This is a genomic window from Nocardioides sp. zg-DK7169 (assembly GCF_013155365.1).
Lineage (GTDB): Bacteria > Actinomycetota > Actinomycetes > Propionibacteriales > Nocardioidaceae > Nocardioides.
Window position 1 is genome coordinate 227727 of the sequence record NZ_JABJRA010000003.1, and the last position, 23449, is coordinate 251175.

Annotated in this window: 23 protein-coding genes and 1 tRNA gene; 13 read left to right on the forward strand and 11 right to left on the reverse strand. The window is 73.5% G+C overall.

What is annotated here, in order from left to right:
* The first annotated feature begins 34 nt into the window (after positions 1-34).
* The 5 genes from HOQ23_RS06150 (at position 35) to HOQ23_RS06170 (ending at position 6064) form a co-directional block, all read left to right on the forward strand.
* Positions 35-1249, forward strand: coding sequence for a homogentisate 1,2-dioxygenase (locus HOQ23_RS06150; protein WP_172212851.1), 1215 nt, complete (start codon positions 35-37; stop codon positions 1247-1249).
* Complete coding sequence (locus tag HOQ23_RS06155; protein WP_172212852.1) at positions 1246-2145, forward strand: hypothetical protein; 900 nt, start codon at positions 1246-1248, stop codon at positions 2143-2145. The genes HOQ23_RS06150 and HOQ23_RS06155 overlap by 4 nt, the downstream gene beginning before the upstream one ends.
* Complete coding sequence (gene fahA / locus HOQ23_RS06160; RefSeq protein WP_172212853.1) at positions 2142-3335, forward strand: fumarylacetoacetase; 1194 nt, start codon at positions 2142-2144, stop codon at positions 3333-3335. The genes HOQ23_RS06155 and fahA overlap by 4 nt, the downstream gene beginning before the upstream one ends.
* A 144-nt stretch (positions 3336-3479) precedes the next feature.
* On the forward strand, positions 3480-4844 hold the full coding sequence (locus HOQ23_RS06165; protein ID WP_172212855.1) for an acyl-CoA dehydrogenase family protein: 1365 nt from the start codon (positions 3480-3482) through the stop codon (positions 4842-4844).
* Positions 4844-6064 (forward strand): acyl-CoA dehydrogenase family protein, encoded by a 1221-nt coding sequence (locus HOQ23_RS06170; protein ID WP_172212857.1) that lies wholly within the window; start codon positions 4844-4846, stop codon positions 6062-6064. Before HOQ23_RS06165 ends, HOQ23_RS06170 begins: the two co-directional genes overlap by 1 nt.
* Positions 6065-6128: 64 nt before the next feature.
* Here HOQ23_RS06170 and HOQ23_RS06175 read toward each other — a convergent pair whose 3' ends face one another.
* The 3 genes from HOQ23_RS06175 to galK form a co-directional block, all read right to left on the reverse strand.
* Complete coding sequence (locus HOQ23_RS06175) at positions 6129-6332, reverse strand: cold-shock protein (protein ID WP_172212859.1); 204 nt, start codon at positions 6330-6332, stop codon at positions 6129-6131.
* 235 nt (positions 6333-6567) lie between these two features.
* Positions 6568-7731 (reverse strand): hypothetical protein, encoded by a 1164-nt coding sequence (locus HOQ23_RS06180; protein WP_172212861.1) that lies wholly within the window; start codon positions 7729-7731, stop codon positions 6568-6570.
* A 174-nt stretch (positions 7732-7905) separates the two neighbouring features.
* On the reverse strand, positions 7906-9108 hold the full coding sequence (gene galK, locus HOQ23_RS06185) for a galactokinase (RefSeq protein ID WP_172212863.1): 1203 nt from the start codon (positions 9106-9108) through the stop codon (positions 7906-7908).
* Between the two features lie 65 nt (positions 9109-9173).
* Between galK and HOQ23_RS06190 the strand changes: the two genes are divergently transcribed.
* Positions 9174-10610, forward strand: coding sequence for a GuaB1 family IMP dehydrogenase-related protein (locus tag HOQ23_RS06190; protein WP_172212865.1), 1437 nt, complete (start codon positions 9174-9176; stop codon positions 10608-10610).
* Here the strand turns inward: HOQ23_RS06190 and HOQ23_RS06195 are convergent.
* From HOQ23_RS06195 to HOQ23_RS06205, 3 genes are all read right to left on the reverse strand, one after another.
* Positions 10576-12342, reverse strand: coding sequence for a BCCT family transporter (locus HOQ23_RS06195; RefSeq protein ID WP_367650400.1), 1767 nt, complete (start codon positions 12340-12342; stop codon positions 10576-10578). The two genes, HOQ23_RS06190 and HOQ23_RS06195, sit on opposite strands and share 35 nt — an antisense overlap.
* A 166-nt stretch (positions 12343-12508) precedes the next feature.
* A complete protein-coding gene (locus tag HOQ23_RS06200; RefSeq protein ID WP_172212868.1) occupies positions 12509-13087 on the reverse strand; it encodes a LysR substrate-binding domain-containing protein in 579 nt (192 codons plus the stop codon).
* Positions 13088-13131: 44 nt separating this feature from the next.
* Complete coding sequence (locus HOQ23_RS06205) at positions 13132-13680, reverse strand: type 1 glutamine amidotransferase domain-containing protein (RefSeq protein WP_172212870.1); 549 nt, start codon at positions 13678-13680, stop codon at positions 13132-13134.
* Positions 13681-13844: 164 nt separating this feature from the next.
* Here HOQ23_RS06205 and HOQ23_RS06210 point away from each other — a divergent pair, with 164 nt between their 5' ends.
* Entirely contained in the window at positions 13845-14294 is a 450-nt protein-coding gene (locus HOQ23_RS06210) for a GAF domain-containing protein (RefSeq protein ID WP_172212872.1), read from the forward strand.
* Positions 14295-14517: 223 nt separating this feature from the next.
* Here HOQ23_RS06210 and HOQ23_RS06215 read toward each other — a convergent pair whose 3' ends face one another.
* The gene (locus HOQ23_RS06215) at positions 14518-15315 is read right to left on the reverse strand and encodes an SDR family oxidoreductase (RefSeq protein WP_172212874.1); all 798 of its coding nucleotides are present in this window, start codon (positions 15313-15315) and stop codon (positions 14518-14520) included.
* Between the two features lie 97 nt (positions 15316-15412).
* Here HOQ23_RS06215 and HOQ23_RS06220 point away from each other — a divergent pair, with 97 nt between their 5' ends.
* Complete coding sequence (locus HOQ23_RS06220; RefSeq protein ID WP_172212876.1) at positions 15413-16504, forward strand: DUF1524 domain-containing protein; 1092 nt, start codon at positions 15413-15415, stop codon at positions 16502-16504.
* Positions 16505-16633: 129 nt separating this feature from the next.
* On the opposite strand, the gene HOQ23_RS06225 is transcribed toward HOQ23_RS06220, so the two are convergent.
* A tRNA-Leu gene (locus HOQ23_RS06225) sits at positions 16634-16722 on the reverse strand.
* A gap of 80 nt (positions 16723-16802) precedes the next feature.
* Between HOQ23_RS06225 and HOQ23_RS06230 the strand changes: the two genes are divergently transcribed.
* Positions 16803-18149 (forward strand): M20/M25/M40 family metallo-hydrolase, encoded by a 1347-nt coding sequence (locus HOQ23_RS06230; RefSeq protein WP_172212878.1) that lies wholly within the window; start codon positions 16803-16805, stop codon positions 18147-18149.
* Between the two features lie 82 nt (positions 18150-18231).
* Here the strand turns inward: HOQ23_RS06230 and HOQ23_RS06235 are convergent, their stop codons facing one another.
* Entirely contained in the window at positions 18232-18450 is a 219-nt protein-coding gene (locus tag HOQ23_RS06235; protein WP_216653754.1) for a DUF5703 family protein, read from the reverse strand.
* A gap of 4 nt (positions 18451-18454) precedes the next feature.
* Positions 18455-19402: an aldo/keto reductase gene (locus HOQ23_RS06240; RefSeq protein WP_172212880.1), complete on the reverse strand. Its 948-nt coding sequence runs from the start codon at positions 19400-19402 to the stop codon at positions 18455-18457.
* A gap of 74 nt (positions 19403-19476) precedes the next feature.
* Between HOQ23_RS06240 and HOQ23_RS06245 the strand changes: the two genes are divergently transcribed.
* Positions 19477-20301 (forward strand): undecaprenyl-diphosphate phosphatase, encoded by an 825-nt coding sequence (locus HOQ23_RS06245; protein WP_172212882.1) that lies wholly within the window; start codon positions 19477-19479, stop codon positions 20299-20301.
* A 6-nt stretch (positions 20302-20307) separates the two neighbouring features.
* Here the strand turns inward: HOQ23_RS06245 and corA are convergent, their stop codons facing one another.
* Positions 20308-21285 carry a magnesium/cobalt transporter CorA gene (gene corA / locus HOQ23_RS06250; RefSeq protein ID WP_172212884.1) on the reverse strand — a complete coding sequence of 326 codons (978 nt, stop codon included), beginning with the start codon at positions 21283-21285 and terminating at the stop codon, positions 20308-20310.
* 53 nt (positions 21286-21338) lie between these two features.
* Here corA and HOQ23_RS06255 point away from each other — a divergent pair, with 53 nt between their 5' ends.
* From HOQ23_RS06255 to HOQ23_RS06265, 3 genes are read left to right on the forward strand one after another with little or no spacing between them, the layout of a single operon-like run.
* The gene (locus HOQ23_RS06255) at positions 21339-22070 is read left to right on the forward strand and encodes a histidine phosphatase family protein (protein ID WP_172212886.1); all 732 of its coding nucleotides are present in this window, start codon (positions 21339-21341) and stop codon (positions 22068-22070) included.
* A 9-nt stretch (positions 22071-22079) separates the two neighbouring features.
* Complete coding sequence (locus HOQ23_RS06260) at positions 22080-22655, forward strand: DUF3090 domain-containing protein (RefSeq protein ID WP_172212888.1); 576 nt, start codon at positions 22080-22082, stop codon at positions 22653-22655.
* 16 nt (positions 22656-22671) lie between these two features.
* Positions 22672-23439: an SCO1664 family protein gene (locus HOQ23_RS06265; protein ID WP_172212890.1), complete on the forward strand. Its 768-nt coding sequence runs from the start codon at positions 22672-22674 to the stop codon at positions 23437-23439.
* Positions 23440-23449: the final 10 nt, after the last annotated feature.

Sequence of the window (23449 nt, forward strand, 5' to 3'; positions counted from 1 at the left end):
CCGTCCCCACCGACACGAGACAAGGCAGGCAACCATGCCGTACTACCGCTCCGCCGGCTCGGTCCCCCCGAAGCGTCACACCCAGCACCGCACCCCCGAGGGCGGCCTGTACTACGAGGAGCTGATGGGCGAGGAGGGCTTCTCCTCGGACTCCTCGCTGCTGTACCACGTCAACATCCCCTCCGCGGTCCTCGACGTGCGCGTGTGGGAGCTCGGCGACTCCTCGCTGACCCCGAACCACCCGCTGCGCCCGATCCACCTCGACACCCACGCCCTCTTCCCCGACGAGGAGTCGACCCGCGGCGTCGACGCGGTCACCGGCCGGCGCCTGCTGCTCGGCAACGCCGACGTGCGTCTCGCGTACGTCGTCGCCACCGAGCCGAGCCCGTACTACCGCAACGCCATCGGCGACGAGTGCCTCTACGTCGAGGACGGCCGCGCACGTGTGGAGACCGTCTTCGGCGACATCGAGGCCGCCACCGGCGACTACGTGATCGTGCCCCGCGCCACGACGTACCGCGTGGTGCCCGAGGGTCCGGTGCGCATCTACGCGATCGAGGCGAACTCCCACATCGGCCCGCCGAAGCGGTTCCTCTCGAAGTTCGGCCAGCTGCTCGAGCACGCGCCGTACTGCGAGCGCGACCTGCGCGGCCCGAGCGAGCCCCGCGTGGTCGAGGGCAGCGAGGTCGAGGTCTACGTCAAGCACCGCACGTCTGCCGGGATCGTGGGCAGCGTGCACGTGCTGCCCGAGCACCCCTTCGACGTGGTGGGCTGGGACGGCTGCCTGTACCCCTACGCCTTCAACATCTCCGACTACGAGCCGATCACCGGCCGGGTGCACCAGCCGCCGCCGGCGCACCAGGTCTTCGAGGGGCAGAACTTCGTGATCTGCAACTTCGTGCCGCGCAAGGTCGACTACCACCCGCTCGCCATCCCGGTGCCCTACTACCACTCGAACGTCGACTCCGACGAGGTGATGTTCTACTGCGGCGGCGACTACGAGGCCCGCAAGGGCTCGGGGATCGGGCAGGGCTCGATCAGCCTGCACCCCGGCGGCCACGCCCACGGCCCGCAGCCGGGCGCCTACGAGCGCTCGATCGGTGCGGAGTTCTTCGACGAGCTCGCGGTCATGGTGGACACCTTCCGTCCCCTGGAGCTCGGCGAGGCCGGCCTGGCCACCGACGACGGGCGCTACGCCTACTCCTGGAGCGGCGGACGCCGCCTGGGCGACGACGGCGGCACCGCATGACGGCAGCCGAGCGCCTCCCCGCCGTCCTGCTGCAGGGCCTGTGCGACGACGCCGCGATCTTCCCGCCCGGCAACCTCGCGCTGGACCTCGCCGTGCCCGCGCACCTCGAGCACCTGCGCGCGCCGCACGCGTCGCTGGTGGGTCCCTTCATCGTCGCCGCCGCCCGCCTGGACGAGCTCGCGACGCTGGTCGCCGACCAGCCCGCCGGCTCCTTCGCGGTCGCGCTGACGGTGCCCGCCCTCGAGGCGCTCGCCCCGGCCCTCGCGGCCGCCGATGCGATCCCCGCCGTACGCGTCGAGGGCGTGGAGGTGGCCCTGGCCACCGAGACCGCCCCCGACGCGGTGGTGCCCGCCCTGGACGCCGCCCTGGCGGGTCGTCCCGGCACCACGGTGTTCGTGGAGGTGCCGCGCGACCGGCGCCGCCCGGACGTGATCGCGGCGCTGGCCGGTACGGCGTACCTCGCCAAGCTGCGCACCGGCGGGGTCCGTGCGGACCTGTACCCGGACGAGGCCGAGCTGGCCGAGGCGGTCGTCGCGACCGCGCGTGCCGGCGTGCCGTTCAAGGCCACCGCCGGGTTGCACCACGCGGTGCGCAACACCGACCCGGCCACCGGCTTCGAGCAGCACGGCTTCGTCAACCTGATCGCCGCCGTCGACGCGGCGCTGGACGGTGCCGACGTCGAGGAGGTCCAGCGGCTGCTCGCCGAGCGCGACGGCCGTGTCCTGGCCGGGTTCCTGCTCGACGCGCTGGACGACGAGGCGGCGGCCCGGCTGCGCGCCCAGTTCCGCTCCTTCGGCACCTGCAGCATCGCCGAGCCGGTGGAGGAGCTCGCCGACCTCGGCCTGCTCGACCCCGCGCTCGTCCCCACCACCACCCCGGAAGGACCCACCCGATGACCACCGTCACCGCCCCCGAGGGGTCGGAGTTCGGCCTGCAGAACCTGCCCTACGGCGTCTACTCCGTGGGATCCGGTCCGCGCCGGGTCGCCACCCGGCTCGGCGACACCGTGGTCGACCTCGGCATCCTGCTCGCCGACCTCCCGGAGGCCGCGGCGCTGGCCGGCCCGACGCTGAACCCGTTCATGGCCGCCGGCCACGAGCGCTGGGTCGCCGTCCGCGCCGCGATCGCCGAGCGGCTGCGCGGCGACGTCGCGCCCGAGGCGCTGCACGACGTGTCCGCGGTGACGCTGCACCTGCCGTTCGAGGTCGCCGACTACGTCGACTTCTACGCCTCCGAGCACCACGCGTCGAACCTGGGCCGGCTCTTCCGCCCCCAGAACCCCGACCCGCTGATGCCGAACTGGAAGCACCTGCCGGTCGGCTACCACGGCCGCTCCGCCTCCGTCGTGGTCTCCGGCACCGACATCGTGCGCCCCTGCGGCCAGCGCAAGGGCCCGCAGGACCCCGAGCCGGTCTTCGGCCCGTCGGTGCGCCTGGACATCGAGGCCGAGCTCGGCTTCGTGGTCGGCACCGGGAACGCGATGGGGGAGCGCATCGACGTCGAGGACGCGGAGCGCCACATCTTCGGCGTGGTGCTGTTCAACGACTGGTCCGCGCGCGACATCCAGGCCTGGGAGTACGTCCCGCTCGGCCCGAACCTGGGCAAGTCGTTCGCCTCGACCGTCTCGCCGTGGGTGGTCCCGATGCTCGCCCTGGCCGACGCCAAGGTCGCCACCCCGGCCCAGGACCCGACGCCGCTGCCGTACCTGGCGATGGAGCAGCCCTGGGGCCTCGACGTCGACCTCGCGGTCGAGTGGAACGGCGACGTGGTCACCCGCCCGCCGTACAAGGAGATGTACTGGTCGCCCGCGCAGATGCTCGCGCACCTGACCGTCAACGGGGCGCCGACGCGCACCGGCGACCTGTTCGCCTCCGGCACCATCTCCGGGCCGGAGAAGGACCAGCGCGGCGCGTTCATCGAGCTCACCTGGGGCGGCGCCGAGCCGGTCCAGGTCGCGGGGGAGGAGCGCACCTTCCTGCTCGACGGCGACGAGGTGGTCCTCACCGCCACGGCCCCCGGGCCCGCCGGGACCCGCCTCGGGTTCGGCGAGGCGCGCGCCCGCATCCTCCCCGCCCGACAGGCCTGACCTGTCCGACGAACGGGCGGCGGCCCGGACACCCTCCCCCCTCCCGTCCGGGCCGCCGCCTCCCGTCCGTGTCGACGACCGACACGCACCCCGTCTCGGGCGGAGCCTGTAGCGCGCCGTGTAACTAGCAGTTACATTGGCGCCATGTCCCTCATCCAGAGCCTGCGCCCGGGCGGTCGGCACGGCCTGTCCAGCCAGGAGTCCCGCGACCCCCTCGGCTACGCGGTCGCGGCGCTCGGGCGCCTCGCCCAGAGCGACCTCCTCGACCGCGTCGGCCTGCGGCGCCCCACCGAGCGGGCCGTCTTCACCGCGGCCCGTGGCGGCTTCCGCGCCGCCACGGCCGCCGGCCGCGCCTTCCAGCGCGCCGGCTCGGCGCGCACGCCCGGTCGGCGCGCCCCGGCCGCGCAGGCCGGGGACGTCTTCGACCTCACCCCCACGCCGGACGAGCAGGCACTGCTCGACGTCGTCCGCGAGTACGCCGCGGAGCGGGTGCGTCCCGCCGCCGCCCAGGCCGACGCGGAGTGCGCGGCCCCGCCGGAGCTGCTCCTCGCCGGCGAGGAGCTCGGGCTGCCCCTGCTCGGGGTGCCCGAGGAGCTCGGCGGCATCTTCGAGACCCGGTCCGCCGTCGCCGGCACCCTGGTCGCGGAGGCGCTGGCCCACGGCGACCTGGGGCTGGCCGTCTCCCACCTCGCACCCGGAGCGGTGGCCACGGCGCTGGCGTTGTGGGGCAACCAGGAGCAGCAGCAGACCTACCTGCCCGCCTTCACCGACCGCGGCGCACCGGCGGCCGCGCTGGCACTCACCGAGCCCCGGGTGCTCCTCGACGTGCTCGAGCCCGCGACCCGCGCCGTACGACGCGGGGACCGGCTGGTGCTCGACGGCGTGAAGTCCGCGGTGCCGCGCGGCGCGGAGGCCGAGCTCTTCGTGGTGGGCGCGATGCTCGACGACAGCCCCGTGCTGGTGCTGGTCGAGTCCTCCGCCGCCGGCCTGAGCGTCGAGGCCGACCCGTCGATGGGTGTGCGGGCGGCCGGGCTGACCACGCTGAGGCTCGACGGTGTCTCCGTGCCGGCCGGCGCGGTGCTCGGGGACGCCGGAGGCGCGGCGTACCGCGAGTGCGTGCGCCTCTCGCGGCTGGCCTGGTGCGCGCTCACGGTGGGCGTCGGGCAGGCGGTGCTCGACCACGTCACGCCGTACGTCAAGGAGCGCGAGGCGTTCGGCGAGCCGGTCGCGCACCGCCAGTCGGTCGCGTTCGCGGTGGCCGACATGGCCATCGAGCTCCAGGCGATGCGGCTGCTGACCTGGAAGGCGGCCTCCCTGGCCGCCGCCGGGCGGGAGCACTCCCGCGAGGTCGCCCTCGCGCGGCGCCTGTGCACCGACAAGGGGATGCGGATCGGCCTCGACGGCGTCCAGCTGCTCGGTGGCCACGGGTTCGTCAAGGAGCACCCGGTGGAGCGGTGGTACCGCGACCTGCGGGCGATCGGCGTGATGGAAGGTGCGGTGCTGGTCTGATGGCGATCAACCTGGAGACCCCGAGGAAGTTCCGGCCGCTGGTGGGACAGGCCCACCAGGTCGCGATGAACATGCTGCGCCCGATCTCGCGGCGCTACGACCGCGCCGAGCACGCCTACCCCCACGAGCTCGACATGCTCGCCGCGATGATCGACGGCCTCGCCGAGTCCGGCGCCAGCGAGGGCGCGGGGGCCGCGGGCGTGCGCGGCGACGGCGGGGGAGACCGCGGCGGGTCCGGGGTGCGCAACGGGTCCAACCTCGCCTCGGTGCTCTCCATCACCGAGATGTGCTGGGGCGACGTCGGCCTGCTGCTCTCGATGCCGCGCCAGGGGCTGGGCAACTCCGCGATCGCCTCGGTCGCCGACGACGAGCAGCTCGCCCGCTTCGCGGGGGTGTGGGCGGCGATGGCGATCACCGAGCCCGCGACCGGGTCCGACTCCGCGGCGATCCGGACCACCGCCACCCGCGACGGCGACCACTACGTGCTCAACGGGGAGAAGATCTTCGTCACCTCCGGCAGCCGCGCCGACCACGTGGTCGTGTGGGCCACCCTGGACCCGGCTCTGGGGCGCGCGGCGATCCGCTCCTTCGTCGTCCCGCACGGTACGCCGGGGATGCGGGTCGAGCGTCTCGAGCACAAGCTCGGGATCCGGGCCTCCGACACCGCGACGATCCTGCTCACCGACTGCCGGGTGCCGGCCGAGAACCTGCTCGGCTCGCCCGAGATCGACACGTCCCAGGGCTTCGCCGGGGCGATGGCGACCTTCGACAACACCCGGCCGCTGGTCGCGGCCATGGCGGTGGGGTGCGCCCGCGCGGCGCTGGACCTCACCCGCGACCTGCTCGCCGGGGCGGGGGTGGCGGTCGACCACGACCGCCCGGCGCACCTGCAGAGCGCGGCCGCGGCGAGGCTGCTGGAGATGGAGGCCGACTGGGAGGGCGCGCGCCTGCTGATGCTCCAGGCCGCGTGGCTGGCCGACAACCGCCGGCCGAACTCCCTGGAGGCGTCGATGGCGAAGGCGAAGGCCGGGCGCGCCGGCTCCGCGATCACCCTCGGCTGCGTGGAGCTGTGCGGGACGGTCGGCTACAGCGAGTCCGAGCTGCTGGAGAAGTGGGCCCGCGACTCCAAGATCCTCGACATCTTCGAGGGCACCCAGCAGATCCAGCAGCTGATCGTGGCCCGCCGGGTGCTCGGGCTCTCGAGCGCCGAGCTGCGCTGAGGCAAGCCGTCTGGAAATGCACGAAGGCCCCGACCGCAGTGCGGTCGGGGCCTTCGAAGGGGAATCAGGCGACGCGAACGTTCTCAGCCTGCGGGCCCTTGGGGCCGGCGGCGAGGTCGAACTCGACCTTCTGGTTCTCGTCGAGGGACTTGTAGCCGCTGGACTGGATCGCGGAGAAGTGGACGAACACGTCCTCGCCGCCACCATCCTGAGCGATGAAGCCGAAGCCCTTGTCAGCGTTGAACCACTTGACGGTGCCCTGAGCCATGATGTTGTTCCTTTTGTTCGGTGCCGGGGCGGAGTGCCCACGAGCCGCTGAAGCCATCAACCGTGCTGATGTTCAGCGAACCGAAAACCAGGAGTACGAGACACGAGCCGCGACTAGGTGCGCGGCCAGGATCACCTTGCGGCGATCCCTTCAACACGCATGACACTAGCCCATGCCGCCCGAAACCCCCGCATCGGCGAGCACCGCGGCTCACCGGTGCGGGGTACGGCGGGCCTCAGCCCTCGGCGGGACCGGACTCCGGGGCCTTCTGCGGCGGCAGCCGGTCTCCGGGCACCGAGGACGCCGAGGGCGCCTTCTTCTCGGGCGTGCTCGTGGTGTCCGTGGTGTCCGCAGGGGCGCTCGGGGCCGCGGGCGCCGCCTTCTTCGCCACGTCGGCGGGGGTCGCGTCGAGCTTGGAGGCGTCGGCGCCGGCGTCGATCGAGGTCTGCGGCGGCGTGGTGGTGCCCGCTGCCGGCGCGCCCGTGGTCGTGCTCGGGGTCTCCTTCGCGGCCGTCCGCTTCGCGCTGGGGGCGCCGGTCGCGGAGGCGCCCTTGCCGGCAGTCTTCGCGGGGGCGGTCTTCGCGGTGGCCGACTTCTTGGCGGCCCCCTTCTTGGCGGCCCCCTTCCTGGTCGCCGTCTTCTTCGCGGTCGGCGTGGCGGCCTTCTTGGCCAGGTCGGCCGGGGTGGCCTCAACCACGAGGTCGTCGGCGGCGGCGTCGATGGACGTCTGCGGCGCGGGGACCGGCTCGATGGTCTCGGCGGGCTCAGGAGCGGGAGGCGTCGTGGCCGTGGCCGTGCCGGACGTCGCGGCCCCGGCCTTCTGCACGGCGGGGGCCTTCTTCGCCGCGGGCGCCTTCTTCGCGGGCGCCTTCTTCGCCGGCGCGGCCGCACCGGACTCCACGGCCTTCTCCACCACCGGCGCCCTCTTGGCGGCGGGCGCCTTCTTGGCCGGCGCCTTCTTGGCGGGGGGCGTCGCGGCAGGCGTCGCCGCGCCGGACTCGACGGCCTTCTCGACGACAGGGGCCGCCTTCTTGGCCGTGGGCGCCTTCTTGGCCGGCGCCTTCTTGGCGGGCGGCGCCTTCTTCACGGGCGCGGGCGGCTCGGTCCGCGCGCTCGGCCCGCCGTCGGGCGAGGCCGGTGCCGGCGGGCGGCCCGGGACGGAGGGAGCCGTCGTCGGGGTCACCGGGCCGGCGTCGGCACGGCCACCCATGGTCGCCACGGTGCTCAGCACGTCACCGGCGCGGGACAACAGGGTGCTCGCGACCTGGTCGGCCACCGCGCGGCCGAGCCCGACCGTCGCCCTCGCCTGGTCGATCGCCTTGTGGCCGGCTGCGAGCGGGTCCTTCAGGGTGTCGAGCGCGGTGTCCTTGATCATGCTGATCGGGCTCTTGCGGGCCATGGGCAGATCCTTCCGGGGTCCGACAGGTCACGGGCGCGGCGGGGCCGCAGCCCTTCCGTACCCCGAGTATGCCGACCCACACCGCACGTCCGGCTCGCGATACGCCAGGCGATACCGATCACACCCGGCGGCGGCCCACCGCGCCGCCCGCTCGGGACGGGGCGGGGAGGCCGCTCAGGCCCGGCTCAGGCCGTCGGTCTCCAGGGAGGCGCCGGCGGCGGGCTCGACGACGAGGTGATCCGGCGCGGGGTAGCTGCGCAGCGCGAACGCCGCGTCGATCGCGCGCACCACCGCGGCCAGCCGCTCCTCCGGCACGATCGCGACACTCGAGCCGCCGAACCCGCCGCCGGTCATCCGGGCGGCCAGGGCACCGGCCTCAACCGCGACGCCCACCGCGGTGTCCAGCTCCTCGGTGCTGATCTCGAAGTCCTCGCGCATCGAGGTGTGGGAGTCCAGGAAGCAGCGGGCGACCTCCGCGAAGTCCCGGGCCTCCAGGGCGGCCACGGTGCGCTCCACCCGGGCGACCTCGGTGACGATGTGCCGCGCGCGGCGGCGTACCCGCTCGTCGGTGAGGCCCTCGACCGCGTCCAGGCTCGCGTGGCGCAGCGAGTCGACGCCCAGCGCCTGCGCGGCGGCCTCGCAGTCGGCACGGCGCGAGGCGTAGCCGCCGTCGGTGAGCTCGTGGCTGACCCGGGTGTCGGTGACCAGGAGCACCCGGCCCTCGAGGTCCAGGTCCAGGGGCCGCCGGCTGTCGTCGTCGAAGTCGATGAGGAGCGCACTGCCGGCCTGCGCGTGGACGGCGATCGTCTGGTCCATGCCGCCCGTCGGGGCGCCGGCGACCTCGGTCTCCGCCCGGATCCCGGCGCGCACCAGCAGGTCGCGCAGCGGCTCCTCGCCGTGGCGGCCGTCCAGGTCCAGCCCGAGCAGACCGACCACCGCGGCTCCGACGGCGCACTCGAGGGCGGCAGAGCTCGACAGCCCGGCGCCGAGCGGGACGGTGCTGTGCACGTGGAGGTCGAGGCCGGGGACGTCGAGGCCCGCCTCGCGCAGCGCCCAGAGCACGCCGGCGGCGTAGGCCGCCCACCCGGAGATCGAGCCCGGCTCGAGGGTGTCCAGGGTGCCCGTCCACGGGGCGTCCTGCTGGGTGCTGGAGAGGTTCAGGGCGCCGTCCTCGCGCGGCGCCACGGCCACCCAGGTCGCGTGCGGCAGCGCGACCGGCAGCACCAGCCCGCGGTTGTAATCGGTGTGCTCACCGATCAGGTTCACCCGGCCCGGGGCACGCCCGAGCACGGTCGGCGGGCGGCCGAACCGCTCGGTGAAGGCCGCGGCGGTGGCGCGGACGAGGTCGGACGGGCTGCCGGGCTCGAGCAGGGGCATGGCGCCACCCTAGGACGCGCGCTTCCGAGTGCTCGGTGCCCCCGGTCGGCGTATCGTCACCGAGCGTGCGATTCCTCAACGACGCGGTCCCGCCCCACGACCTGACCTACGACGACGTCTTCATGGTCCCCGAGCACTCGACGGTGGGCAGCCGGTACGACGTGGACCTGTCCGTCGCCGACGGCACCGGGGCGACGGTCCCGATCGTGGTCGCCAACATGACCGCGATCGCCGGGCGCCGGATGGCGGAGACGGTGGCACGGCGCGGCGGCCTGACGGTGCTGCCCCAGGACATCCCGATCCCGGTCGTCGCCGAGGTGGTCGCCTGGGTCAAGCGTCGCCACCTCGTCTTCGACACCCCCATCGTGCTCCGCCCGGACCAGACGGTCGCGGAGGCGCTGGCGCTGATCCCCAAGCGGGCCCACCACGCCGCCGTGGTGGTGCGGGACGGTCGCGCGATCGGCGTGGTCGCGGAGGCCGACTGCATGGACGTGGACCGCTTCGCCCAGGTGCAGGAGGTGATGTCGCCGCCGGCCGTGACGATCGCGGAGGACACCGACCCGCGCACCGCCTTCGAGGCGCTGGACGGCACCCGCGCGGCGCTCGCGGTGGCGGTGGACGAGGAGGGCCGCCTGGTCGGGGTGCTGACCCGCACCGGGGCGCTGCGCGCGACGCTCTACACCCCAGCGACCGACCTGGACGGCGGCCTGCGCGTCGCCGCCGCGGTCGGGGTCAACGGGGACGTCGGCGACAAGGCCGCCCGGCTGCTCGACGCCGGGGTCGACTGCCTCGTGGTGGACACCGCGCACGGCGACCAGGAGCGGATGCTGGACGCGCTCACCGCCGTGCGCTCCCTCGAGCCCGCCGTGCCCGTCGCGGCCGGCAACGTGGTCTCCGCCGCCGGCACCCGGCGGCTGATCGAGGCGGGCGCCGACATCGTCAAGGTCGGCGTCGGACCGGGCGCGATGTGCACGACCCGGATGATGACCGGCGTCGGTCGCCCGCAGTTCTCCGCCGTCCTGGAGTGCGCGGCCGCGGCCGCCGATCTCGGCCGCCACGTGTGGGCCGACGGTGGCGTACGCCATCCGCGCGACGTCGCGCTGGCCCTGGCCGCCGGCGCCGCGAGCGTCATGGTCGGGTCGTGGTTCGCGGGCACCCACGAGTCCCCAGGGGACCTCATGCAGGACGCCGACGGGCGCGCCTACAAGACGTCCTTCGGCATGGCGTCGGCCCGCGCCGTCGCCAGCCGTACGGCGGGGGAGTCGGCGTACGACCGGGCCCGCAAGGGGCTCTACGAGGAGGGCATCTCCTCCTCCCGGATGTACCTGGACCCGGTGCGGCCGGGCGTGGAGGACCTGATCGACGAGATCTGCTCGGGGGTGCGCTCCGCGTGCACCTACGCCGGGGCCCGCAGCCTGGCCGAGCTGCACGCCCGCGCGGTCGTGGGCGTGCAGTCGGCGGCCGGGTTCAGCGAGGGGCGCCCGCTGTCGACGTCGTGGTGACGCCGGGCTGCCCCGGGTCCTCGGGGCCGTCCGTCGTGGGCTGCTCCGGGCCATGGTCGTCCGTGGTCGGCTCGATGGAGAGCACGAAGTCGTCGCCGTGCTCGGTGACGCCGCTGATCACGGCCTGCTCGACCGCCTCGCGGGCGTAGGCGCGGCGCAGCACCACCGGGTCGGAGCGCAGGTCCTTCACCAGCGCCACCGCGAGGCCGATCATCACCACCACGAACGGCAACGCCGCCACGATGGTGACCGACTGGAGCCCGTTGAGGGCGTCCGCGCCGCCGACCAGCAGCATCACCGCCGCGACGGCGCCGGTCGCCACGCCCCAGAACACGACGGTGGCGCGGCGCGGGGTGGTGGTCCCGCGCTCGGAGAGGGTGCCCATCACGATCGACGCGGCGTCGGCGCCGGAGATGAAGAAGATGCCGACCAGCACCATCACCAGGATGCTGGTCGCGGTCGCAGCCGGGTAGGCCTGCAGCATCGTGAACAGCTGGGACTCGGTGGAGAGCGCGCCGGCGATGTCGGCCTCGCCGGAGGTCTGCAGGTCGAGGGCGGCGCCGCCGAAGATGCAGAACCACACCAGGCTGACCAGGCTCGGCACCAGCAGGACGCCCGAGACGAACTGACGGATCGTGCGGCCACGGGAGATGCGGGCGATGAACATGCCGACGAAGGGCGTCCACGACAGCCACCAGGCCCAGTAGAAGACCGTCCAGCCCTGGAGCCAGTCGTTGGTCGCGCTGCCCTCGGCGCCGGTGCGCGCCGCCATGGTCGGCAGGTCGGCGATGTAGCCGCCGATGGCGGTGGGCAGCAGGTTCAGCACGAAGATCGTCGGGCCGACGAGGAACACGAACAGCGCCAGCACGACGGCGAGCACCATGTTGATGTTCGAGAGCCACTGGATGCCTCGTGCGACGCCGGAGACGGCGGAGACCACGAAGCCGACCGTCAGCACGGCGATGACCATCACCAGCAGCCCGTTCCCGACCTCGTCGAGGCCAGCCACGATCTCCAGTCCGCTGCCGATCTGCAGCGCGCCGAGGCCGAGGGAGGCGGCGGAGCCGAAGAGCGTCGCGAAGATCGCGAGCATGTCGATGAGCTTCCCCGCCGGGCCACGGGCGTGGCGGCCGAGCAGCGGCTCGAAGGCGGCGGAGATCAGCTGGACGCGGCCCTTGCGGTACACGCCGTACGCGATCGCCAGGCCGACGACGGCATAGATCGCCCAGGGGTGCAGCGTCCAGTGGAAGAGCGTCGTGGACAGCGCGGTCTTCATCGCCTGGGCCTCGGTCCCGCCCTCGGTGCCGGGCGGCGGGGTCGTGAGGTGGGCGATCGGCTCGCTGACGGCGAAGAACATCAGGCCGATGCCCATGCCCGCGCTGAACATCATCGCGATCCACGAGGTGGTCCGGAACTCCGGCGTCTCATCGTCGCGACCCAGGGTGATCGAGCCGAACTGGCTCAACGCGAGCCAGAGCACGAAGACCACGAAGCCGCTGGCGGTCATGACGAAGAGCCAGCCGGCGTTGTCCATCGTCCAGCCCAGGGAGTCATCCGAGACCGAGGCCAGCGAGTCGGTGCTCACGAAGCCCCAGACCAGGAAGGCCACGGCCAGGGCGGCGGTGACGCCGAAGACGGCTCGGTCCAGGCCGGGGCGGACCCGGTCGGCCTCGGTCGGCGCCACGTCGAGCACCGGGTGGGGGACCACGTCGTCGACGGGCTGGGCGGCCACGCGGCGCAAGCGGTCCGCGGTGCTCGGGGTGCGGGGGGTCTCGCCATGTCTGCTCACAAAGGGCGTTGATACCCCCGTGGGCCACCCGACACACGGCATCGTGAGGGGATTCACCTGCCCGACCGGGTGAGGCCACGCGCCGCTCGATGTCGGCGCGGCCGGCCGCTCAGCCCCGCGAGCTGCGTGCGGTGCGTCCCCGGACGATGCCGATGAACGTCTGCACGCGCGGGTCCTCGTTGTCGATCAGCCAGGCCAGGCCGACGGTCGTCGGGGGGAGGTCGGTGACCGGGCGGCGGATCACGTCCTTGCGGTGGTGCAGCCGCGCGATCGACATCGGCACCAGCACGATCCCGGTCCCCGAGGCGACCACCTCGACGGCATCGCGCAGGCCCATCGCCGGCCACTCCAGCTGCGCGGCGCTCGGCGTCCAGCCGGAGCGGTGGGGGAGCACCAGCTGCTCCTCCTCGAGGTCGGCCAGCGACACCTCGTCGGCTGCGGCCACGAAGTGCTCGTGTCCGGCCACCACGACCGGGACCTCCTCATAGAGCGGGATGCAGTGCAGGCCCTCGCGGTCGATCGGCAGGCGCACCAGGCACATGTCGAGCGACCCGTCACGCAGCCCGGCCTCCTGCTCGTCCTCCTCGACGGGCACCAGCTCCAGCGGGACCCGGCTGCGCTCGCGCCAGGCGCGCGCCCACTTGTCCGGGGTCGCACCGGTCACGAACCCCACACGGAAAGCGCTCACGCCCCCGAGCCTAGGGCGCGGGGGCGTGAGCGCTGACGCGGGCCTCAGCCGGCGAGCCGGCCGAGCAGCTCGCGGTTGAAGGCGGGCAGGTCGTCGGGCTTGCGGCTGGTGATGAGGTTGTCGTCGACGACGACCTCCGCGTCGGTCCAGCGCCCGCCGGCGTTGCGCACGTCGGTCTGCAGGCTCGGCCACGAGGTCAGCTCGCGGTCGCGGACCACGTCGGCCTCGACCAGCATCCAGATGGCGTGGCAGATCGCGGCGACCGGACGCCCGGAGGCGACGAAGTCGCGCACGAACCCGACCGCGGTCGCGTCGGTGCGCAGCGCGTCGGGGTTCGCGACCCCGCCCGGCAGCACCAGCGCGGCGTAGTCGTCCACGCTGGCGTCGCCGACCACGACGTCGACGCCGAAGGTGTCGGCCGCGTCGAGGTGGTGGAACGCCTGGACCTTCCCCGGCTCGGTGCTGATCAGCACCGGGGTGGCGCCCGCGGCGCGGACGGCCTCCCAGGGGTCGGTGAGCTCGATCTGCTCGATGCCCTCGGTGGCCACCAGGAAGGCGACCTTCGTGTCGGGCGTGAACTGCTGCTCGCTCATGTGGTGGTTCCTCTCCTCGGGTACGTCGTGGCGGTAGCCGCTCCACGCGCCGTCCAAACGGCCTCGTCGCTCACGTCGGTCGCGACCCCGCCCCGTCGGGCGAGCCCCTCGGACCCTCGTCACGCACGGTCGGCGGCCCTCGCACCGGCGCATAGGATCGTGCGATGCCCGCGACCTACCGAGCCCCGCTGCGCAGCCGCCGCGACGACGTCGACCCGGACCTGGCCCAGGTCCGTGCGGTCGCCCTGGGGCTGGTCGGGATCGGCGGGCGCCTGGACCCCGCGCCGGGACCGGACACCCCGAGGGAGCAGGTCCTCGCCCGCACGGTGCTCGAGCACGGGGAGCGCGTCGCGCGCCGGGTCGAGCGGTTCGCCGCCGTCGAGGAGGGCTCCGTCGTGTGGACCCGGGACACCGACGGTCGCTACCGGCGCGGCGTGCTCACCGGACCGTGGCGCTACGACTCGACGCGGGAGGCGTGCGCGGCCGACCTCGTGCACGTGCGTCCCTGCGACTGGGACGAGCCGGTCGACGAGCCCCAGGCACCTGTCGCCGTGGTCGCCTCCTTCGAGCGCGGCGGGCGCAACTTCCAGCGGGTCCGCGCGCTCGACGGCTGAGCCCGGTTGCTGCCCTCAGCGTGGGGCGGCGACGCCCCGACCTCGGGCCTCGGTGGCCCAGGTCGTCCGGAACCGCGCGCAGCACCCCGGCGCACGCCCGCGCCACCTGGGTCGCCGGCGAGAGGCGCTGGCCCGCCTCGGCCGTGACGCGGGGTCGTTGACGCTCCACACTGGAAGCGTCAACAGCTCGGGGGAGGATCCCCGGCCGGCAGACCGCCCGGCCTCAGTCCAGCAGCGAGGACATCCGGCGGGCCAGGAACTGGTTGGCCCGGCGCGGCATGGCCCTGCTGAGCACGTCGAGGAGCCGGGCGTCCTTGCCGATGACCACGCGGTAGCTCCCCTTCTCGGTGCCCGCCACGATCTGGCGCGCGGCCTCGGCCGGGGTGGTCAGGTCGACCGGGCTGTCCGAGGCGTCCTGGCCGGGCCGCTCGGCGCCGGAGTGGGTCGCGATCCCGGTGCTGACCCCGCCGGGCATCACCACCGTGACCTCCACGGGGGTGTCGCGCAGCTCGGCCCACAGCCCGGCGGTGAACTGGGTGACCGCGGCCTTGCTCGCGCCGTACGCCGTCTGCCCCGGGACGGCCGCGAACGAGCCCATGCTGGAGATGTTGGTGATCGACGCGGCCGGCCGGGTGAGCAGGACCGGCAGGGCCGCGGTCGTCACGTTGACCACGCCCCAGAAGTTCACCGCCATGACCTTCTCGAAGACCGCGCGCTCGAGGTCCTTGACCGGCACGAACGGCTGGATGATCCCGGCGACGTTGAGCACGCCGTCGAGCTGGCCGTGCGCGGCCACGACGTCGGCCACCACCCGTTCGACCGCGTCCCAGTCGGTGACGTCGGGGACGTGGGTGGTGAGACGGACGTCCTCACCGACCAGCCGCGCGGTCTCGGAGAGCCCGTCGAGGCTCAGGTCCACGGCGGCGACGCGGGCGCCGCGGGCCCGCAGCGCGAGGACCACCTCGCGCCCGATCCCGTTGCCACCGCCGGTCACGAGGAAGACGTTGCCTGAGATGCGCATGTCCCACGGTAGGGACGAGGGGTCCCACCTGACCAGTGCCACCGGACCCGGGACGCCCGCCCGCACGACTGTCGGTGCCGCAGGCGAGGATCGGGGCGTGAGCGCGCCCCTCCCACCGTCCGCCGTCCCCACTCCCACCCGCCGCTCCCGGCTGCGGCGCCTCGCGCCCGGCGTCGGTGCCGCCCTGCTGCTCCTGGCCGTGGCCGGCTGCGACGCCGCGACGTCCGACGTCGCCGAACAGACGCCCCCGCGCGCCGAGACGTCCCCGCGCACCGAGCCGAGCCCCGGCGGCGGCACCCGTACGCCCCGTCCTGCTCCGGCCCCGGACGCCCCCGCCCGGATCACCGGCAATCCGGGCACGCAGGTGCGGACCACGCTGGCGGCCGCCGTCACCGCACTGCCGGTGGCACCGGAACGGCGTACCGGCTACGACCGCGACCTGTTCGTGCACTGGTCCGACGCCGACCGCAACGGCTGCGACACCCGCGACGAGGTTCTGATCACCCAGAACCGCGCTCCCGGGGCACGCCTCGCGCCCGGCTGCGCCGTCGTCGGTGGGCGCTGGCACTCCTACTACGACCAGGAGACGACCACGAACCCCTCCGACTTCGACATCGACCACCTGGTCCCGCTCGCCGAGGCGTGGGACTCCGGAGCCCACGGCTGGTCGCCGCAGCGGCGCGAGGCGTTCGCCAACGACCTCGGCGACCGGCGCGCCCTGATCGCGGTCAGCGCCTCCTCGAACCGCACCAAGTCCGACGCCGACCCCGCCCAGTGGATGCCGGCGTACAAGTCCTGCGTCTACGTCTCCTCCTGGGTCGCGATCAAGGTGCGGTGGGGGCTGAGCGTGGACCCCGTCGAGCAGCGCACGCTCACCCGCTACGCCGACGGCTGCGGCACGCGCCGGCTCACCGTCCGCCTCGCCCGGCTGCGCGGGGACGCCGTGGCCGACGCCCGGCCGTCCGACGCCGGGGCGATGCCGGCCGCGCCGGCGACCCCGACCCGCACCCCGGCACCGTCCCCGCCGGCCGGCAGCGGCGCCGGCGCGGGGGCCGGTGGCCTGGACCCGCGCTTCGACTACTGCACCTCCGCGATCGCCGCGGGCTACGGCCCGTACGTGCGCGGCCGGGACCCCGAGTACGACTGGTACCGCGACGGCGACGGGGACGGCACGGTCTGCGAGTCCTGAGGTCGCGACCGGCCGGCGTCGTACGGCGCCGGCCGGAGCGGCTCGACCAGGGCCTGCGGAATGCAGGCGAGAAGGTGGCGAAATGCGAACCGGCCAGGCTCCCTTTCAGGAGCCTGGCCGGTTTGTTGCTGGTGTCCGAGGGGGGACTTGAACCCCCACGCCCGATAAAGGGCACTAGCACCTCAAGCTAGCGCGTCTGCCAATTCCGCCACCCGGACCCGAGTGCTGGAAAAACTTAACACTGGCCTCCCGGAAACACGGAATCGGGGGGTGCACATCGAGGTGTCATGCTGGCGCCATGGCTGCTGATCCCGAGGACCTGACCGCCGACCAGGCACCGGCCTACGCCCCGGCGTACGACCCCGCGAGCGAGGTCGTCGAGCTGTGCCGCGACCTGATCCGCATCGACACCTCCAACTACGGCGACGACTCGGGCCCGGGGGAGCGCAAGGCGGCCGAGATGGTCGCCACGCTGCTCGCCGACGTGGGGATCGAGCCGCGCATCTACGAGTCCAGCCCGGGGCGGACCTCGGTGATGGCGCGCTGGGGCGGGAACCGGGGCGACGGGCTGCTGCTGCACGGCCACCTCGACGTGGTGCCGGCGGCCGCGGAGGACTGGCAGATGGACCCGTTCTCCGGGGAGATCCACGAGGATTACCTGTGGGGGCGCGGCGCGGTCGACATGAAGGACTTCGACGCGATGCTGCTCTCGGTGGTCCGCGCCCGGCAGCGCGCCGGCGCCGTGCCCGAGCGCCCCGTGGTGCTGTGCTTCACCGCCGACGAGGAGGCCGGGGGACACCGCGGCGCCGAGGTGCTGGTCCGCGACCACGCCGAGGAGTTCGAGGGGGTCACCGACGCGGTGGGCGAGGTGGGCGGTTTCAGCACGACCGTCCGCGGGCGACGGCTCTACCTGATCGAGTCCGCCGAGCGCGGCATGGCGTGGATGCGCCTGACCGCCCGCGGTCGCGCCGGGCACGGCTCGATGATCAACCCCGACAACGCCGTCACCCGGCTCGCGCAGGCGGTGGCGCGTCTCGGCACCCACGAGTGGCCGGTGCGGCTCACCCCCGCGATGGAGGTGCTGCTCGCCACCGTCGCCGACCTCGCCGGCACCGAGGTCACCCCCGACAACGCCCAGGACCTCGTCGAGGAGTTCGGCCCGGCGACCCGGATGCTCGGCGGGGTGCTGCGCAACTCCACCAACCCGACGATGCTCCAGGCCGGCTACAAGGTGAACGTCATCCCCACCGAGGCGACCGCCCACGTCGACGGCCGCTTCCTGCCCGGCTACGAGGACGAGTTCTTCGCGACCCTGCGCGAGCTCGTCGGCGACGGCGTGGACATCGACATGGTCAGCCACCAGCAGCCCTGGGAGTCGCCGTACGAGGGCGACCTGGTCCGCGCCATGACCCGCTCGATCCTCGCCGAGGACGACGACGCCCTCGTCGCGCCGTACCTGATGGGGGCAGGCACCGACGCCAAGCACTTCCGCAAGCTCGGCATGCGCTCCTACGGCTTCGCCCCGCTCCGCCTGCCCGCCGACCTCGACTTCACCGCGCTGTTCCACGGCGTCGACGAGCGCGTCCCCGTGGATGCGCTGGAGTTCGGGGCGCGGGTGTTCGACAGGTTCCTCGACCAGGTCTGAGTGGGGGAGAACCCCCACGTTTGGTCCCCAACGACAACGATTCGGCCCCGAAGACTGTCGTTGGGGACCAAACGTCGCACCGTCAGGCCGTGCGGACCACCTTGATCACCCGCCGGCGCAGGACCACCCGCCGCACGCCGTCGGCGCCGATGCGGACCCGGTCCAGCTCCCAGCCGCCCTGCTCGGCGCGCTCGGTCAGCAGCTTGGCGACCACACCGCGGGGGAACTCGCGGGCGAACGTGACGCTGTCGAGCTCCCACTCCACCCCGGGACGCAGCGGCTGACGCAGCACACGTGACATCGGCTCACTCCTCGCTGACGTCGTCCAGGGCCAGGACGATCTCGGGGGGCAGGGTCAGCTCCTCGACCGCGAGCGCCGCGCGCAGCTGGGCGGCGGTGCGCGCGCCCAGGATCGGGGCGGTCACGCCGGGACGGTCGCGCAGCCAGGCGAGGGAGACCTCCAGCGGCGTCCAGCCCAGGCCGTCGGCGGCGCGGGCCACGGCCTCCACGACGCCGCGGCCGAAGCTGTCGAGGTAGTTCTCGACCCGCGAGGCGAACCAGGGGTCGGCGGCGCGGGAGTCGGCCGGGGTGCCGCCGCGGTACTTGCCGGTCAGCACGCCGCCTGCCAGCGGCGACCAGGCGAGGACGCCGAGCCCGAGCGCGGCGGCCGCCGGCAGCACCTCGTGCTCCACGCCGCGGTTGAGCAGGTTGTACTGCACCTGCGTCGAGGCCAGGCGCACCCGGCCGGGCACCGCGCTCTGCCAGGTCGCGGCGTGCGCGGTCTGCCAGCCGGTGTAGTTCGAGATACCGACGTACGACGCGCGTCCCGACGTCACCGCCAGGTCGAGGGCCTGCAGCGTCTCCTCCAGCGGGGTCCGGTCGCTCCACACGTGCACCTGCCACAGGTCCACGTGGTCCACGCCGAGGCGCTTGAGCGAGCGGTCCAGCGCGGGGAGCAGGTGCCCACGCGAGGTGTCGATGCGCCGGGAGTCCCCGCGGCGCACCAGTCCGGCCTTGGTGGCCAGCACGACCTCGTCGCGCGCCACCACGTCACCGATCAGCGAGCCGATCAGCTCCTCGGCGGCGCCGTCGCCGTAGCTGGCCGCGGTGTCGACGAGCGTGCCGCCGGCCTCGGCGAAGGCGATCAGCTGGTCGCGCGCCTCGTGCTCGTCGGTGTCTCGTCCCCATGTCATCGTGCCGAGGCCGAGACGGGACACGCGGAGACCGGTCTGGCCGAGGGACCTGAGCTGCATGGCAGAAAGGTAGTGGTCCCACCCACGTAAGCCGTCGGCGGCACGCGGTTCGGTGCCGCGTAGGCTGCCCGCCCGTGTGGGAACTCTTCCAAGCTGTCGTGCTCGGCACCATCCAGGGACTCACGGAGTTCCTCCCCATCTCCAGCAGTGCGCACCTGCGCATCTACCCGGAGATGTTCGGGTGGGGCGATCCGGGGGCGGCCTTCACCGCGGTGGTCCAGATCGGCACCGAGCTGGCGGTGCTCATCTACTTCCGCAAGGACATCTGGCGCATCGCCACGGCGTGGCTGAAGTCGCTGGTGAAGCCGGAGTACCGCGGCAGCCTCGACGCCCGGATGGGCTGGTTCATCATCATCGGCTCGGTGCCGATCGTGCTGCTCGGCGTCGCGCTCAAGGACGTCATCGAGAACGAGTTCCGCAGCCTGTGGATCATCGGCGTCACCCTGATCGCGCTCGGCATCGTGCTCGGCCTGGCCGACAAGTTCAGCAGCAACTCCAAGAAGATCAACCAGATCAACATCCGCGACGCCGTCCTGATGGGCGTCGCGCAGGCCTGCGCGCTGATCCCGGGCGTCTCCCGCTCCGGCGCCACGATCTCGATGGGCCGCATCCTGGGTTACGAGCGTGAGGCCGCCACCCGCTACGCGTTCCTGCTCGCCATCCCGGCGGTCGTCGGCGCCGGGATCTTCCAGCTCAAGGAGATCCCCGGCGGGGACAACCCGTACGGCTGGACCCCCACGATCGTGGCGACGGTCGTGTCCTTCGTCGTCGGCTACGCCGCCATCGCCTGGCTGCTGCGCTACGTCTCCACGCGCTCCTACACCCCGTTCGTGCTCTACCGGGTCGCGCTGGGTGCGCTGGTGCTGATCCTGCTCTCGGCCAACGTGCTCACCCCCTGAGCCGGGTCACAGCCACCCGGAGCGCTTGAACCACACCCACAGCCCGGCCGCGACGCCGACCATCATCACCAGCGCGAACGGGTAGCCGTAGCGCCAGTCGAGCTCCGGCATGTGCTTGAAGTTCATGCCGTAGATCCCGGCGATCAGCGTCGGCACCACCACCAGCGCCGCCCCCGCGGAGATGGTGCGCATGTCGTCGTTCTGCTGCACCGAGATCTGCGCGACGTGCGCGTCGAAGGCCGAGGACAGCAGCTGGTCGAGGTTGTCCACGACTTCCGCGACCCGGCTGAGGTGGTCGGCGACGTCGCGGAAGTACGGCGCGACGTCGCCGTTGATGCCCGGCACCCGGCCCTCCGCGCAGTCCATCATCGGCTGACGCAGCGGCAGCACGGCCCGCCGGACCTCCGCGATCTCCCGCTTGAGGGTGTAGATCCGCTCGGAGTCGCGGGTGCGCTCGCCGGAGAAGACCGACTGCTCCACCTCGTCGACGTCCTCCTCCAGGGAGCGCCCGACCAGGGTGTAGTCGTCGACGACCTTGTCGCACACCGCGTAGACCACCGCCGCGGGCCCGCGTCCCAGCACGTCGGAGACCTCCTCGAGGTGGGCACGGGTCGAGCTCAGGTCGCCGCCCGCGCCGTGCCGCACCGTCACGACGTACCCCTCACCGACGAAGAGGCTGATCTCGCCGGTCTCGACGGCGTCGTCGGCATCGATGTAGGTCAGCGTCTTGAGCACCAGGAACAGCGACTGGTCGTAGCGCTCCAGCTTGGGCCGCTGGTGGGCCTTGAGCGCGTCCTCGGTGGCGAGCGGGTGGAAGCCCAGCTGGTCGGCGATCTGCTGGAGCTCCTCGGGGGTCGGCTCGTGCAGGCCCACCCAGATGAAGTCGCCGGGGGCCCGCTCGGCCCGGACCCGCGCGAGGTCGGACGTCGCGAGGGGCGCGGGCGCCCGGACACCATGACGGTAGAGGCCGCTGTCGACGATCATCCGGACACGCTAACCGCGCGGCCGGTCCGGTACACCCGGCTAGAGTCCGCGCCATGGCCACCCTCATCCTCGTGCGGCACGGGCGCACCACCGCCAACGCCTCCGGCACGCTCGCCGGACGTACGCCGGGGGTCCGGCTGGACAGCACCGGTCAGCAGCAGGTCGCCCGCGCCGGCGCCCGGCTGGCGCAGGTGCCGCTCGCCCTGGTGGTGACCAGCCCGTTGGAGCGCTGCCGCCAGACCACCCGCGCGCTGCTCGCCGGGCGCGAGGACGAGCCGCCGGTGGTCACCGACCGCGGGATCACCGAGTGCGACTACGGGGAGTGGCAGGGCCGCGCGATCAAGGACCTCGCCGGCGAGAAGCTGTGGAAGGTCGTCCAGACCCAGCCCTCCGCCGCGGCGTTCCCGGGCGGGGAGACGATGACCGCGATGCAGGCCCGCTCGGTCGCGACCGTACGACGCCGCGACGCCGAGGTCGAGCGTGAGCACGGGCCGCACGCGGTGTGGGTCGCGGTCAGCCACGGCGACATCATCAAGTCGGTGCTGGCCGACGCGCTGGGCATGCACCTGGACCTGTTCCAGCGCCTCCACGTCGACCCGGCCTCGATCTCGATCGTGCGCTACACCGAGTCGCGCCCCTACGTGCTCGCGACCAACTCCCACGAGGGCGACCTGTCCTGGCTGCGCCCGCCGGCCGACACGGGCACCGAGACCCCGGCCGCGGACACCGACGCGGTCGTCGGCGGCGGCGCGGGCCCCGCGCCTGCCGGTGCGGCAGGGTCCTAGGCTGGGCGCATGGCCCTCGTCCACTCCTTCGATCCGCCGGAGCGCTTCGTGACCGGCACCGTCGGCGCGCCCGGCTCCCGCACCTTCTACCTCCAGGCCCGCAGCGGCACCCGGATCGTCTCCGTCGCCGTCGAGAAGCAGCAGGTCGCCGCGCTCGCGGAGCGGGTCGACGAGCTGCTCGACGAGGTCATGGCCACCGAGCCCAGCAGCGCCGTCGTACCCGCCGTGGCACCGTTCGACCTGGTCGACAGCGACCCCCTCGACCAGCCAGTCGAGGAGGAGTTCCGCGCCGGCACCATGACCCTGTCGTGGGACCCGGGCGACGAGCGCGTGGTCATCGAGGTGTTCCCGTTCAGCGAGGCCGCCATCGTCGCCCCCGACCAGGTCGACGAGAACATCGTGGAGCCGGAGCCGGAGGAGGTGCTGCTGGTGCGCCTGGCGCCCGGCTACGCACGCGCCTTCGTGCAGCGCAGCGCCCAGGTGCTCGACGCCGGCCGGCCGGCCTGCCCGTTCTGCGGCAACCCGATCGACGTCGACGGCCACCTGTGCGTGCGCGCCAACGGCTTCAAGCGCCGCGACCCGTGACCGGCTGCCACGGCTGATGGAGGCGCTCCCGGACCTGCTCGGCGACGAGCTGGTGCTGCACGGCCGGATCATGCCGGCCTCCAACGCGACGTTCCTGGGCGCCGTCGGCGAGCACCGCGTCGTCTACAAGCCGATCTCGGGGGAGCGCCCGTTGTGGGACTTCCCCGGCGCCGTGCTGGCGCACCGCGAGCTCGCGGCGTACCTCGTCTCCGAGGAGCTGGGCTGGAACATCGTGCCGCGCACCTGGCTGCGCGACGGCCCGCACGGCCCCGGGATGGTGCAGTCGTGGGAGGAGCCCGACGACGACCAGGAGCCGGTGACCCTGGTCCGCGCCGGCGCGATCCCGCCGGGCTTCCTGCGCGTCTTCGACGGCATCGACGGCCTCGACCAGCCGGTCTCCCTGGTCCACGAGGACTCCGCCCCGCTGCGCCGGATGGCGGTCTTCGACGTGGTGATCAACAACGCCGACCGCAAGGGCGGGCACGTGCTGGCGATGCCGTCGGGCCACCGCTACGGCGTCGACCACGGCATCGCGTTCCACCACGAGCCCAAGCTCCGCACGGTGCTGTGGGGCTGGACCGGCGAGCCGCTCACCGACGAGGAGCTCGACGCCGTACGCCGTCTGGAGGACGCCGTCCGCGGGACGCTGGGCGAAGCGCTCGCCCCGCTGCTCGACGACGACGAGATCGAGATCCTCGCCCGGCGCTGCCGCCGGCTGGTGTCCGCGGGGGTGATGCCGGCGCCCCGCGGGGAGTCCCCGGCCATCCCGTGGCCGCCCTTCTGAGCCCGCCCAC

Coding starts and splice junctions, on each gene's coding strand:
- fahA (WP_172212853.1), top strand. CDS start 2,142: ATGACCACCGTCACCGCCCCCGAGGGGTCGGAGTTCGGCCTGCAGAAC.
- HOQ23_RS06150 (WP_172212851.1), top strand. CDS start 35: ATGCCGTACTACCGCTCCGCCGGCTCGGTCCCCCCGAAGCGTCACACC.
- HOQ23_RS06180 (WP_172212861.1), bottom strand. CDS start 7,731: ATGGCCCGCAAGAGCCCGATCAGCATGATCAAGGACACCGCGCTCGAC.
- HOQ23_RS06255 (WP_172212886.1), top strand. CDS start 21,339: ATGGCCACCCTCATCCTCGTGCGGCACGGGCGCACCACCGCCAACGCC.
- HOQ23_RS06235 (WP_216653754.1), bottom strand. CDS start 18,450: ATGTCACGTGTGCTGCGTCAGCCGCTGCGTCCCGGGGTGGAGTGGGAG.
- HOQ23_RS06265 (WP_172212890.1), top strand. CDS start 22,672: ATGGAGGCGCTCCCGGACCTGCTCGGCGACGAGCTGGTGCTGCACGGC.
- HOQ23_RS06240 (WP_172212880.1), bottom strand. CDS start 19,402: ATGCAGCTCAGGTCCCTCGGCCAGACCGGTCTCCGCGTGTCCCGTCTC.
- HOQ23_RS06155 (WP_172212852.1), top strand. CDS start 1,246: ATGACGGCAGCCGAGCGCCTCCCCGCCGTCCTGCTGCAGGGCCTGTGC.
- HOQ23_RS06205 (WP_172212870.1), bottom strand. CDS start 13,680: ATGAGCGAGCAGCAGTTCACGCCCGACACGAAGGTCGCCTTCCTGGTG.
- HOQ23_RS06215 (WP_172212874.1), bottom strand. CDS start 15,315: ATGCGCATCTCAGGCAACGTCTTCCTCGTGACCGGCGGTGGCAACGGG.
- HOQ23_RS06175 (WP_172212859.1), bottom strand. CDS start 6,332: ATGGCTCAGGGCACCGTCAAGTGGTTCAACGCTGACAAGGGCTTCGGC.
- HOQ23_RS06230 (WP_172212878.1), top strand. CDS start 16,803: ATGGCTGCTGATCCCGAGGACCTGACCGCCGACCAGGCACCGGCCTAC.
- HOQ23_RS06165 (WP_172212855.1), top strand. CDS start 3,480: ATGTCCCTCATCCAGAGCCTGCGCCCGGGCGGTCGGCACGGCCTGTCC.
- HOQ23_RS06210 (WP_172212872.1), top strand. CDS start 13,845: ATGCCCGCGACCTACCGAGCCCCGCTGCGCAGCCGCCGCGACGACGTC.
- galK (WP_172212863.1), bottom strand. CDS start 9,108: ATGCCCCTGCTCGAGCCCGGCAGCCCGTCCGACCTCGTCCGCGCCACC.
- HOQ23_RS06170 (WP_172212857.1), top strand. CDS start 4,844: ATGGCGATCAACCTGGAGACCCCGAGGAAGTTCCGGCCGCTGGTGGGA.
- HOQ23_RS06260 (WP_172212888.1), top strand. CDS start 22,080: ATGGCCCTCGTCCACTCCTTCGATCCGCCGGAGCGCTTCGTGACCGGC.
- corA (WP_172212884.1), bottom strand. CDS start 21,285: ATGATCGTCGACAGCGGCCTCTACCGTCATGGTGTCCGGGCGCCCGCG.